9 protein-coding genes and 1 pseudogene are annotated in these 12,523 nt (G+C 60.6%); all 10 read right to left on the reverse strand.

The window, feature by feature from the left end; genetic code table 11:
- Nucleotides 1–6: 6 nt before the first annotated feature.
- The 10 genes and pseudogenes from tkt to uxuA all read right to left on the reverse strand — a co-directional run bounded on the left by tkt (nucleotide 7) and on the right by uxuA (nucleotide 12,523).
- Nucleotides 7–2,070: a transketolase gene (tkt, locus tag CPA42_RS12335; protein ID WP_002515762.1), complete on the reverse strand. Its 2,064-nt coding sequence runs from the start codon at nucleotides 2,068–2,070 to the stop codon at nucleotides 7–9.
- A 136-nt stretch (nucleotides 2,071–2,206) separates the two neighbouring features.
- Complete coding sequence (locus CPA42_RS12340) at nucleotides 2,207–3,916, reverse strand: ribulokinase (RefSeq protein WP_002525255.1); 1,710 nt, start codon at nucleotides 3,914–3,916, stop codon at nucleotides 2,207–2,209.
- Between the two features lie 72 nt (nucleotides 3,917–3,988).
- Nucleotides 3,989–5,353 (reverse strand): sn-glycerol-1-phosphate dehydrogenase, encoded by a 1,365-nt coding sequence (locus tag CPA42_RS12345; RefSeq protein ID WP_002515707.1) that lies wholly within the window; start codon nucleotides 5,351–5,353, stop codon nucleotides 3,989–3,991.
- A pseudogene (locus CPA42_RS12350) lies at nucleotides 5,337–6,941 on the reverse strand (FGGY-family carbohydrate kinase). Before CPA42_RS12350 ends, CPA42_RS12345 begins: the two are co-directional and overlap by 17 nt.
- Nucleotides 6,942–6,997: 56 nt before the next feature.
- Nucleotides 6,998–7,855: an HAD-IIA family hydrolase gene (locus CPA42_RS12355; RefSeq protein ID WP_002515925.1), complete on the reverse strand. Its 858-nt coding sequence runs from the start codon at nucleotides 7,853–7,855 to the stop codon at nucleotides 6,998–7,000.
- A gap of 22 nt (nucleotides 7,856–7,877) precedes the next feature.
- Nucleotides 7,878–8,957 carry a hypothetical protein gene (locus CPA42_RS12360; protein ID WP_002515729.1) on the reverse strand — a complete coding sequence of 360 codons (1,080 nt, stop codon included), beginning with the start codon at nucleotides 8,955–8,957 and terminating at the stop codon, nucleotides 7,878–7,880.
- A 143-nt stretch (nucleotides 8,958–9,100) separates the two neighbouring features.
- Nucleotides 9,101–9,583, reverse strand: a complete 483-nt coding sequence (locus CPA42_RS12365) for an RpiB/LacA/LacB family sugar-phosphate isomerase (protein WP_002515805.1) — start codon at nucleotides 9,581–9,583, stop codon at nucleotides 9,101–9,103.
- A gap of 216 nt (nucleotides 9,584–9,799) precedes the next feature.
- Nucleotides 9,800–10,318, reverse strand: coding sequence for a class II aldolase/adducin family protein (locus CPA42_RS12370; protein ID WP_024513526.1), 519 nt, complete (start codon nucleotides 10,316–10,318; stop codon nucleotides 9,800–9,802).
- Nucleotides 10,319–10,369: 51 nt separating this feature from the next.
- Nucleotides 10,370–11,176: a DeoR/GlpR family DNA-binding transcription regulator gene (locus CPA42_RS12375; protein ID WP_024513527.1), complete on the reverse strand. Its 807-nt coding sequence runs from the start codon at nucleotides 11,174–11,176 to the stop codon at nucleotides 10,370–10,372.
- Nucleotides 11,177–11,449: 273 nt separating this feature from the next.
- Complete coding sequence (uxuA, locus tag CPA42_RS12380) at nucleotides 11,450–12,523, reverse strand: mannonate dehydratase (RefSeq protein WP_002515832.1); 1,074 nt, start codon at nucleotides 12,521–12,523, stop codon at nucleotides 11,450–11,452.

Genomic DNA, 12,523 nt, shown 5'->3' on the forward strand with positions numbered 1-12,523 from the left:
TATGCCTCACTCCATGAACACGGTGTGAGCGACCTCCGCGACGTGGTCAGCGGTGAATCCGAACTTCTCGAACAGCAGCGCCCCAGAGGCCGAGGCGCCGAAGTGCTCGAGGGACACCGAGGCGCCCTTGCAGCCGACATACTTTGCCCAGCCCATGGCGATGCCGGCCTCGACGCTCACTCGGGCAGTCACTGAGCTGGGTAGCACCGACTCGCGGTACTCCTCGTCCTGCTCGTCGAACCACTCTTGGCACGGCATCGAGACGACGCGGGTCGCGATCCCGTCGGCCTCAAGCTTCTCGCGTGCTTCGAGGGCCACCGACAGCTCGGACCCAGTACCGATGAGGATGACTTTGGGCTCGGCGCTAGCCTCGCAAACCACGTAGGCACCCCTGGCGACGCCTCCGGCAGAGGCGTATTTGCTGCGGTCAATCGTCGGCAGGTCCTGACGCGACAGCACTAGGCCGGCGGGACGGTCGGTGTGCTCCACGATGGTGCGCCATGCCACGGCGGTCTCGTTGGCGTCGGCGGGACGGACGATGTCGAGTCCCGGGATGGCTCGGTAGGAGGCTAGGTGCTCGACTGGCTGGTGGGTGGGTCCATCTTCACCAACGCCGATAGAATCGTGGGTCCACACGAAGATCGACGGGATCTTCATGAGGGCCGCAAGACGCACCGACGGACGCATGTAATCGGAGAAGACAAAGAAGGTTCCGCCGTAGCAGCGGGTCAGGCCCGCCAAGGTGATGCCGTTGAGGATGCCACCCATGGCGTGCTCGCGAACACCGAAGTGGATAGTACGCCCGTAAGGACCACCTGGATCTTTCTCGGAGCAGCGATCTTCAGGCAGGAAGGAGTCGGCCCCCTTCATGGTCGTGTTGTTCGACCCGGCGAGGTCGGCCGATCCGCCCCACAGCTCGGGAAGCTGCGGACCCAGAGCGCTCAGGACCGCTCCCGAAGCCTTACGGGTGCTCATCTTGCCCGGCTCAAAAGTGGGAATGTCGAGGTCGTCAGGCAGCTTGTGGGCGAGCATCCGCTCGAGCAGGGCAGCGCCGTCTGGGTTGGCGTCATGCCAGGCGGCGAACTTCTCGTCCCAGACCTCGCGCAGACCCTTGCCGCGCTCAGCGAAAGCAGCGCGGACCTGTTGCACCATCTCAAGGTCGATGGCAAACGGCTTGTCTTCAAAGCCAAGCTTCTCCTTGAGGGCACTGACCCCCTCAGCGCCAATCTTCGCACCGTGTACCTGGGCCAGACCGGCGAGCTTCGGAATCGGCCAACCAATGACGGTGGTGAGACGGATGAAAGACGGCTTGTCGGTAACAGTCTTGGCGTTGTCGATGGCCTCCATGAGGGCTTCGACATTCTCCTCGTAGGTCGTTCCGCCGTTGGTGAAATCGACGTGCTGGACATGCCAACCGTAGGCCTCATAGCGGGCCTCGACGTTCTCAGAGAAGGCGATGGCGGTATCACCTTCGATGGTGATCCGGTTGTCGTCGTAGAACATGATGAGGTTGCCCAGCTCCTGGGTCCCCGCCAGAGACGAAGCCTCAGATGCAATGCCTTCCTGCATACAGCCGTCACCGGCAATGGCGTAAATGTAGTGGTCGAAGAGGCTCGTACCGGGAGCGGCGTCCGGGTCGAGCAGGCCGCGTTCACGACGAGCTGCCATGGCCATGCCGACGGCGTTGGCAACACCGGCGCCGAGCGGGCCGGTGGTGGTCTCGACGAACTTCGTCAAGCCATATTCGGGGTGGCCGGGGGTCAGGGATCCCCAGGTACGCAGGGACTCCAGGTCGGACAGCTCGAGTCCCAGCCCTGCTAGGTATAACTGGGTGTACTGGGTCAGCGAGGAATGTCCTGCCGACATGATGAAGCGATCGCGTCCGAGCCAATTCGGGTCCGACGGATCGATAGACATGACCTTGTGGTAAAGCAGGTAGCCCAGCGGCGCTAGGGAAATAGCGGTGCCGGGGTGACCGTTACCAGTCTTCTCGACGGCATCGGCCGCCAGCACTCGAGCGGTGTCGACAGCGAGCCTATCGGTGTCGGTCCACGTCAGTTCGGTTGCCACGATATTCCTCTCGTATTGGCTTATAGGCCTGATGTGTGTGATGTGTTTTCGCTCGTCAGGGCGGTGGGTGGGGGTCAGGTCATCATCACAACCCTATTCGTACCCCGGAGGTCATGTACGTGTGGCGTTATAGCTGTCACAAATGTGCACCGTTGCCGCCATTCGACGTTTCCGTCGATTCCCGCGCCCGCAAATGGGCCTGACGTCGAATCTCCTTAAGACGGTGCATCACTTGGTTGCCACCGCGGCCGAAGTAATCGTGGAGCCGAGCGTACTCGACGTACAGGGCGTCGTACTGCTCGGCGCGTTGCTCGTCGATCTGGTAGACCCCCGCCTTCTTCGCCCCCATCGCAGCAGAGGCAGCCTTAACGTCGGGGTACAGATCGGCGGCGACGGCCGCGAACACCGCAGATCCGTGCGCGCCTGGCTGTTTGATAGTCCCAACGCTCAGAGGAACTCGGCAGATATCGCAGAACAACTGCATAAGGAATGTGTTCTTCGTCAGTCCGCCGGCCACCACCAACTCGTTGATCTCAACCCCGGAATCCCGGAACGACTCGATGATGGTGCGCGCCCCGAAAGCTGTCGACTCCAGCAGGGCCCGGTACTGGTCCTCGGGGGTAGTCGTGAGAGTCTGACCCAAGATCATTCCCGACAAGTTGGCATCCGCGAGCACCGACCGGTTGCCGTTGTGCCAGTCCAGGGCAATGAGACCATGGGCACCGACCTCCTGCCTCGCACATTTTTCGGTAAGCAGGTCATAGACACCGATGCCCCTGTGGTCAGCCTCGTCGAAATACGAGCCCGGGACGCAGTTGTCGATAAACCAGGCGAAGATGTCGCCCACCGCCGTCTGCCCAGCCTCGAATCCCCACGAACCATCGACGATCCCACCGTCGACGACGCCAAACATTCCGGGGACTTCCTTGAGCTGGGGCCCGGGAACGACGTAGCACGCCGAAGTACCCATGATCGCAGTCATCTGGCCGTTCTCCACTGCTTGCACGGCGGCCGCAGTGACGTGGGCGTCAATGTTGCCGCTGGCCACCGTGGTGCCGACTGGTAATCCCAGACGCTCGGAGAACTCCGGCGTCAGGCCACCAACCCGGGCTCCCAGGGGAAGTACCGGGGCGTTCATCTTCTCGGCGAAAACGTCGGCGAACTCTGGGTTGAGGTTCATCAAGTAGTCGCGGGACGGATACTTCCCGTCCTGGTACATACGTTTGTACCCCGAATCGCCCGTCGAGAACGCCAGCACCCCGGTCAGCCTCCACGTCAGCCAATCCAATACGTTGCAGAACACATCGGTAGCCCGGTACACCTGCGGGGCTCGTTCCAGGGTCTCCAATACCTTGGGCATGAGCATCTCGGAGGACAGGATTCCTCCATACCGTGTCAGCCACGGTTCCCGACGCACCTGGGCCAACTTGACGATGCGGTCAGCCTGGTCCTGAGCACCGTGGTGCTTCCAGAGCTTGACCCAGGCGTGAGGCTCGTTTCGGAACTCGGGTAGTTGACACAGTGGAGTGCCGTCCTTCGTCGCAGCGACGACGGTGGCAGAGGTGACGTCTAACCCGATACCGACGATGTGGTCGGGATCAACCCCGGCGTCCTTCACGGCCCCGCGGACGATCGTCTCGAGGGTCTCCAGATAATCGACAGGATCCTGGAGGGCGAAGTCCGGCGGAAGTTTACGGCCGTCGGCAGCGCTCAAGGTGCGGTCCATGACCCCATGGGGATACTCATGGACGGCGGCCCCCATCTCGGCGCCATCGTTGGCCCGTACGACGACAGCGCGTCCGGACAGCGTGCCGAAATCCAGTCCCACCACATAGTTATTGTTCATGGTGTCCTCCTCGCGAGGAAGTCGGGTGGCGCCGGGGCGAGTGGTCGGCCCCACCCGACGTCGTCCTGGTACTCAGTCCTGCGGCCAGGGGCGCCGGCCCCAGAATCCGTCAGGCTCAAACAGCGACTCGACGAGATCGCCGATGGTTCCGGTCTCGACGAGCAGGTCAAGAAGGGTGTAGCGCGACCGAATCATCTGGCACCGGTAGTAGGTGTCGTGGAAGCGCTCCCGAGTCAGGCCGATCTGCGCCGGGTGGTAAATGCCACCAACAGTCTTGATGATCTCCTCGACCTTGGCAGCCGGCATGACCTGGGAGCGGCAGCGTTCTCGGACGGTCGGCCACGTTGACTTGACGAGTTCCAGACGCTCTCGCAGCGCATCGGCGTCGAGGTACTTGTCCATGGTCTGCCTGACAGCAGGCTCGAGCATGTCGCCCGTGAAGTTGGCGCGAACCTTGGCCTCCATTTCCTCGGCCGACGGCCACTTGGCGACAGCGGCGTCGACGTCGAGGGTGCTGAAATCGTGGTTGAGCGTTCTCTCCCACAGAGCGAGCACTGAGATCGTGCCGAGTCCCACCTTGAACCCGTGGGTCAGTGGCGGGTCTTGGTCCATACCGACATGCTCCATCTCCCACAGGTGGGAGAATTGGTGACCGGCGCCCGAGGCCGGGCGCGACGAGATGCGGTACTTCTGCATCGCTAGACCGGACATCACGAGGCCTTCGATGAGGCCATCAAATGCCTCCGGTTTACCGTTGGCCAGCCCCTCTGGATCGCTGATGGCACTGGTGAGCGGGCCCTGGACGAGATCCCACACCTCGTCGTCGATCGGCTCGATGCCCAGTTCGTCGGCGACGATCCAATCGGCACCGGCCGGGACCTTTTCAATGAGATCGCCCAGGCCGGTAGCGGTGCAGCGTTGCGGAGCCCCGGCCATCGTCGGCAGGTCGGCGATGAGGGCTTGCGGGGCGCGGCAGCTCATGGTGTGCTTGAAACCGTTTTCGGTAATCGAGGCACCGAAGGCGGCGTAGCCGTCCATTGAGGCGGCGGTACATACGTTCATGTAGCGCCGACCCAGTTCGTCGCTGGCTCGTTTGGTGATGTCGTTGAGGGTGCCCGAGCCGATTGAGCAAGCGATCACCCCGTCAAGGTCGCGCATGTGATCACGGATCTTCTCAACGTTCGCGTAGCAGGCGTAAACGGCTGGACGCCCCGGGAAGATCATCGGTTCGACAGTCTCGACTCCGGCGCCCTCGAGGGATGCCTTGGTCTGTTCACCAGCGACGGCCCAGGTGTTCTCGTCGGCGATAATGATGACCTTCGCATCACCGAAGAGTTCCTTGAAGACGCGCCCGGTTTCCTCGAGCACGTTGCGGCCCATGACCACGACGTCCGTGTCGCCGCAATCGGCCAACGCTTTGTCAATCAATTCGGACATTGCTTCTCCTCTGATCAGTGTGATCGTCAGTTTTGTCGGCCTCGTGATCGACCATGTCATGAATCATGGGGCACAGTTGCGGGTAGGTGTCGCAGTACTTGTCTACGTAATATTGATATTCCTCGTGACGCTCCTGGTCCGGCTCAATGAAGTCAATCTCGTGGACCATCTGTGTGGCCGCCTCGGGGAGATCCTTGAACAAGCCAGCGCCGACAGCAGCTACCATGCAGGTACCGAGCACCACAGCGTCCCCGACCTCAGTGAGCACGATCGGCACACCAGGTACATCGGCGTGCATCTGTATCCAATCACGGCTCTTCGTGGCGCCACCACAGGCGACCATGCGGTCTACCTCAAATCCAGCGGCCTTCATGGCGCGCAGGTTGTGGGCCGTGCCATAGCAGACCGATTCCTGAATAGCGTGGTAGAAATGCGCCGGAGTGTGCATAAGGGATAGACCCCAGATAATGCCGCGAGCTTTCGAGTCAGTGTACGGAGTGCGGTTGCCCTGAAAATACTCATTAATAATAAGGCCGTCGGAACCCGGTCTGATGTTTCGCGACTGCTCGTTAAGGACGTCGTACGGATTGAGGCCGATTTTCTCGGCAGCAGCGGTGTAGTCAGCTGCAAAATTGTCCTTGAACCACTTGAGCACTGAACCGGTCGAGACCTGGCTGCCTTCGACGGTGTACTGGCCGGGCATGACGGCGTCGGAGTAGGCACCGAAGAATCCCTCACCGTGGATCTCGGTGTCGGACTGGCCGGTGAGCACGTGCGAGGAGCCGGTGATGAGAGCCATCGAACCGGGCGCGAGCACGCCGAGACCGATCTGACCGGCCCAGGCATCACCAAGTCCTTGGGCAACCGGGATGCCGGGACGTAGACCCAATAACTGGGCCGGGATAGTACCGAGGGTACCGACCGGTGTGCCCAGGTCGAGGACTCTTCCCGGGATCTTGTCGAAGACGTCGTCGCAGCCGATGGTCTCATAGAAATCCTCCGGCCAACCGCCCTTGTCTCGGTTGTAGTACATCCGGATGGCGGCCGAGTTGATGTTGGTAGTCCATTCTCCGGTGAGCTTGAACGTCACCCAGTCAGGGGCATCGACGAGGTGGGCGGCTCTGCGATAAGTTTCCGGCTCGTGGTCTCGTAACCACGCGGCCTTGAAGGGGTATCACTCGGCGGTAGCCGGAGAAACGCCAGCACCGTTGTAGAGGCGGGCGACCGAATCCGAGTTCTCAGCGCGTGCAGCCTGCTCGGTGGCACGGACATCCATCCACATCATGGCGGGACGTAACTCGTTGCCGCGCTCGTCCATGGCAACCATCGTTAACGTCGTAGCGTCATACGAGATACCGGCGATAGCTGCCGGGGAAATTCCAGCAGCCGCAATGGCGCGATGGCAGGACGCCTGCAGCGCCTTCCACCACTCTTCGGGGTCCTGCTCGGCCCAACCGGGACGAGGGTGAGTGGTCTTGTACGGGGTTGCCGCGAAAGTAAGCGGACGTCCCGCAAGGTCAAAGATCGCGACTCGGCACGACTCGGTGCCATAGTCGATGCCTAAGAGGTAGGGGCCGTTGTTCAACATCGTTGTCTCCTGCGAAGTGTCTCTGCGGCAGCGGTGCACGCAGCTCGGTCGTCTTGTCAGTCATCGTTGTCTTCGGTCCAGCCGAGTTCGCGCCATGCCGAGGCTGGGATAAGTCGGTCGATGCGATCCAGAGTCCAGGTGGGACGATGCTCAACGTCGAGAGCTGCAACGTCGTCAGCAGTGGCCTCGCCAGTCAACACACAGGCCGACTTCATTCCGGTATCGAGGGCCATCTGGATGTCGGTTTGCAGCCGGTCACCGACCATAACGCAGTCTGTCGGGTCAACGTCGAGGCCGGACAGGGCTTCGGTAAGCATCACCGGCGACGGCTTGCCCAAGCTGACCTTGCACTGCTGTCCCGTGCATGCCTCGATAGCTGCGGTTACGGCAGCGCAGTCGGGCTCGCCACGGCCGCCAGGGAAGGGGCAGAACCGATCTGGGTTGGTCTGGATGAGGAATGCCCGCTTATGGAACCAGATGGCGTCGAAGGCGATCTGAAGCTTGCGGTAGTCGAAGGTGCGGTCATACGAAGCGATGACGATGTCTATCTTCTCGGGGTCCTCACACAGCTCGATCCCGGCCTCACGTAGGCTCCGCTTGAGGGGCTCCTCAGCGATCGCGAAAACTTTAGCGTCGGGGTGGTTGTTGACCAGCCAGCGCGTTGTCGTCACGACCGTGTTGGAGATGTCCTCGATGGTCGTGGGCAGACCCAATCTCGTGAGCTTGTCGACGTACTGGTCCGGGTCCTTGGTCGGGTTGTTCGACAAAAACCTCACTGGGATCTCACGACGGCGCAATTCCTCGATCATGCGGCGAGCACCCGGCAGTAGGTGCTCACCGAGGTAGATAGTGCCGTCCATGTCGAACACGTAGGCCCGGGCGAAATCAGTAGGTATGTCGATGACGTCATGCATGGTTGCTACTCCTGAAGCGAGATCACGAGAACAGGGTGGCGAGCGAGACGACCACGGTGTTACCGAGCCAGATGGCAGCGGCGGGCGGATCGATATGGCTGGTGCCGCGGTTGTACCAAAGGCGGGCACAGAACTCGCCGAGGCCAGCGGTGAAGACACCGAAGAATGCGGCAATGACCAGGGCAACCGTGGCCATACCCCACGTGTGGGAATCCCACGAGGACGTGTACGTCCAGTGGTAAGTGGTGAGGGTCTTGCCCATAAGCAGCGGGAAGAACTGCACCGCAGCCAAGCCGGCGATGTTCGTCACGTGATGCTGGACCGGCATGTTCCGATTAGTGATGAGGAACAGGATAATGACAGCTGAAATGCCGAAGCAAAAGCTGTTGGCGTTGGCAGCAGCCAGATTGTTGGCGAGTCCCCGTGTGGTCAGGTAGGCGCCAACGTTGGCGGCCAGGAAAAGAGAAGCGCCACCGGCGAAGATGCCGAACAGTGAACCGATGGTAAGGAGCTGACTGGGTTTTTCCTGCCATTCCAACCACCGTCCGTTGGGGCCCGGTTTGATCTTGGCCGGGAAACTGGTGGCGTTCTCGTGGAAAAGCTCTGGGTTGTGCAGGGAGCCGTGGAACAGTCCTTTGCCGGGTACTCCACCAAAGATGAGACGGGCCAACAGTCCGGACAGCAGCACCGTCAGGGCGACTGGGTCGGTGTGCTTGCCGAACCACGGAATGTTTGAGATGCCGATCTGGCACAAGTAGCCGAAAATACCGAAGGCGGCACCGACGCAGAGGATGTCGGGGTGACCGATGCCGGCAAGCGGGGTGTTGACGTCTTTGCCGTCACCCAGATGCCCTCGGTACCGAGCATAGATGGCGGCCGCAACGCCACCAGCAAAGGCGATGTGCGGGCCCATGAAGGGACCAAAGGCCAGATAGTCCAAGCCGAAGGTGTTTCCGGTTGCGGCAAACACTCCCCAGGAGGCCAGCACACAGAAGCCGGTGAGGACGAAGGCGTAGTTGCCGCCGATGGCAGCTCCGACAGCACCGCCGGCGATGGTGGCAAGGAGTCCGAAGACGAAGACTCCGACAGAGGTGGTGAACATCGATGTTCCTTTGTGAGGGCGGGTGTCCCGCGATCTGTCATCCGCACGCAGCGACGGGTGCGGCATTTCTGGGCAACCCTAGGCGTTGGCCCAGGGGTGGGGTGGTTCAAGCGTGCGCCGGTGCACGTCTGAACCACCCGGTATCAGCAGTTGCCAGGGGCGGATTCCCCAGCACCTGACTCATATGCGTCGATGAGATCGATGTTGGCCTTGGAGTGGGAACTCGGGTCGAAGGTGTACCCGATGAACTCGTGGGCTAAGCGACGGGCAAGTTCGCGACCGATGACGCGTTGGCCGAGGCATAGCACGTGGGCGTCGTTGGACATGATGAGCCGCTCTACGGAGAAGGAGTCGTGGGCGGTACAGGCGCGAATGCCTGGCACCTTGTTGGCCGTGATGGCCATGCCCATCCCGGTGCCGCAGAAGAAGATTCCTCGATCGGCCTTTCCATCTTTGATGACGTGAGCTCCTTTGATGCCGATGTGCGGGTAGAGGGTGTCGTCACCAGCCTGAACACCGACGTCGATAACGTCATCGACTCGCGAATCCGCTTCCAGGTCAGCCTTGACGACATCCTTGTACTCGACTGCCGCCGGATCAGCGGCGACAACGATCCTTAGTCCCATGGTTCCTCCATGTCTCGCTGCCGTGTAGTGGGGAGTCCCACTCGCAACTGCGAGCAACAACGACTCATGACGTTCATATTAACATCGGTTATGTGAAAAGTGATGGATTTAAATGTGAATTGTGCCACCTTGCACCTATCCGTGACGCGCGAAGGATCCTCCTCGCAACCCTTGGCGCTGTGACACTTCGACCATAAGGAATCGCGACTGAGGCGATCAGGAGGTCACCCCGGTGGACGCAGTCGCTGTGCCGTAACGGTTGATGTAGCGATCATGGTTGGCGTCGATCTCAGACTGCGGCAGCGACGAAATGTCACCGATCATCGTCGCGTAGGCCAGAGTTCGTGCGACGTCCTCCACCATGACGGCCGCCTTGAGGGCTTTCTCGATGGAGGCCCCGACGGTAAAGACACCGTGCTTCCTCAAAAGCACTGCCGGGCACTGGTCGATGAACCTCATGACCTGCTCCCCGATCTGCTCGGTGCCAATGTGGGCATAACCAGCACAAGGTACGGGCCCACCGAACTCGTCAGCAACGGCCGCCAGGGAATACGGGATGTCCTGACCGGTGGCGGCCCACGCGGTAGCAAAGGTGGAGTGAGTGTGGACGATGCTGCGAATGTCATCACGCCGGCGATACACATAAAGGTGAGAGGCCGTGTCCGAGGCCGGTCCCCGGTCCCCTTCGATGATCTTGCCCTCACTGTCGACGACGACCATGTCATCGGGAGTCATACCATCCAGACGTCAGATCAAGGGCCTAAACCGATCTTGCGTCCGTTCGGGTCAGGATCTCGATGCAGACGTCTCGACCACCATGAGGTGGACACCCAGATCGCTAAGCTGACTGAGGATCCCGCGCGGAGTGTGTGCGTCGACGACGACATGGTCGAACTCAGTGAGATCTGCGAACTTGAACAGAGCACGGCGTCCAAACTTGGTGTGGTCGAGCAGCAGGACGCGTGTCTCGGCTGATTCCAGCATGGCCCGTTTCACCTCGACAACCTCTTGGTACGGGTGATAGCAACCTGCCTCGAAGATCCCCGACGCCGACAGGAAGCACAGGTCAGCGTGCATGCTGCGGATCATGCGCACGGCGGCGGGTCCCATGAGGGACTGCGCCCAAGACTGATACTCGCTTCCGGTGACGACGAGCTTGTCAGAGCTGGTCGTGATGACCTCCTTGGCAACTAGCAGGGAGTTCGTCACCACCGTCAAAGGGGTGTGCTCAGGTAGGGAACGCAAGACCCACACCCCGGAAGTGGAGTCATCGAGCATGATCGAGCTGCCTGGAGCGATGAGGTCGCTCGCCAGCTCGGCGACGGCCTGCTTATCGGAAGAGCTCTGCTCCAGACGGAAAGCAGCATCGGCCTCGTGCAGACCGTTAGCCACGGCCACAACTCGCCCCCGGTGACGTTGCAGCACGCCGCTGCTTTCGAGGATTGCCAGGTCACGGTAGATCGTCATAGCGGAGACGCCGGTTGACTCGACGAGGTCCTCGACGCTCACCGACCCGGCCCGGACGACCGCTTCCGCGATGGCGAACTGACGCGCCCGAGGCCCACCTCGGGGGGCACCTTCCTTCTTGCTCACCCACTTCTCCCGTCGTCACGGCGGCCGGTAATAGCCCGCCATCCCGGAACCGATCCTAGTGACAGGGATCCGAACGTGGAGGCCGCAGGGTTTTAGATGCCCAGACGAGAGGAAACCCGACGGCTAGGACTCAACCCGCGACCAGCGCCACAGCACCCAACGACATAGCCTCACCGTCAGCAGGCGACCGAACTTGCCCTCGTCAACGGCCTTCATCCCACAAATGCGGCACGACCGCGGAGGACATCCGGTCATCTCCCGTGGTGCTCAGGCTCAATACGCGGAAGCTTTCTCGATAGCCTCCCACAGGCCATTGAGATAGGTGATTCCCAAAGCACGGTCATATAGCGGGTAACCAGGACGACCCGTTTCACCCCAGATCATCCGACCGTGGTCGGGACGAATATAAGAATTCGAGCAATGATCGTGAATAGACTTCATGATCGCATACATATCGAGGGACCCGTCGCTGGAAAGATGCGAGGCCTCCTTGAATTTTTTCGACCCCAGAAACTTCACATTTCTGACATGAGCGGCAGCAACCCGTCCCATATCTCCATATTTCGCGAGGATGGCCGGCACGTCATTGTCGGGATTCGAACCTAGCGATCCAGCGCACACGCACAGTGAGTTGGCCGGGGAATTCACCAGATCAACGATCCTCTGCAGGTCAGAATCACTGTGCACGATACGCGGAATTCCGAAAATGCCCCAGGCAGGATCATCAGGGTGGACGGCCATCCGAATACCGACCTTCTCACAGGTCGGCACGATTCCCTCAAGGAAGTAGCGGTAGTTATTGCGCAGCTGATCCCGGGGCATGTCGGTGTACTGGGCCATAACCTCATCGAGATCGGCCAGCCGCTCGGGCTCCCATCCGGGTAGTGGGAAGGCCGACGAATCCAGAGTGGCCTTGACGATGTCTTGCGGAGTTAGACCCACAAGCTCCTCGTGGTCGTAGTACAAGCAGGTTGAGCCGTCCTCGTTACGATGGAAGAGTTCGGTGCGTAGCCAGTCAAATACCGGCATGAAATTGTAGACAACGACCTTAATACCATGGGCGGCAAGATTCTCTAGGGTCTTGCAATAGTTGGCGATGTAAATGTCACGAGACGGCTTACCAAGCTTGATGTCTTCGTGGACGTTCACCGATTCAATGACTTCACATTCCAAACCAGCGTCATTGACTTTCCGGACGTAAGAAGAAATCTCCTCATCAGACCACATCTCACCGACCGGAATCCAGTCCATCGCGCCCATGATTCCGCTGACTCCTGGAATCTGACGGATATTCTCCAACGTGATGGGGTCGGTTTCTGCACCATACCATCGAAACGTCATCTTCAT

Source organism: Cutibacterium acnes (assembly GCF_003030305.1).
Taxonomy (GTDB): Bacteria; Actinomycetota; Actinomycetes; order Propionibacteriales; family Propionibacteriaceae; genus Cutibacterium; species Cutibacterium acnes.

Bases quoted from the DNA above. Each gene is read 5' to 3' on its own strand.
- CPA42_RS12345 (WP_002515707.1), bottom strand. From the start codon at position 5,353: ATGTCCGAATTGATTGACAAAGCGTTGGCCGATTGCGGCGACACGGAC.
- CPA42_RS12365 (WP_002515805.1), bottom strand. From the start codon at position 9,583: ATGGGACTAAGGATCGTTGTCGCCGCTGATCCGGCGGCAGTCGAGTAC.
- uxuA (WP_002515832.1), bottom strand. From the start codon at position 12,523: ATGAAGATGACGTTTCGATGGTATGGTGCAGAAACCGACCCCATCACG.
- CPA42_RS12370 (WP_024513526.1), bottom strand. From the start codon at position 10,318: ATGACTCCCGATGACATGGTCGTCGTCGACAGTGAGGGCAAGATCATC.
- CPA42_RS12340 (WP_002525255.1), bottom strand. From the start codon at position 3,916: ATGAACAATAACTATGTGGTGGGACTGGATTTCGGCACGCTGTCCGGA.
- CPA42_RS12360 (WP_002515729.1), bottom strand. From the start codon at position 8,957: ATGTTCACCACCTCTGTCGGAGTCTTCGTCTTCGGACTCCTTGCCACC.
- CPA42_RS12355 (WP_002515925.1), bottom strand. From the start codon at position 7,855: ATGCATGACGTCATCGACATACCTACTGATTTCGCCCGGGCCTACGTG.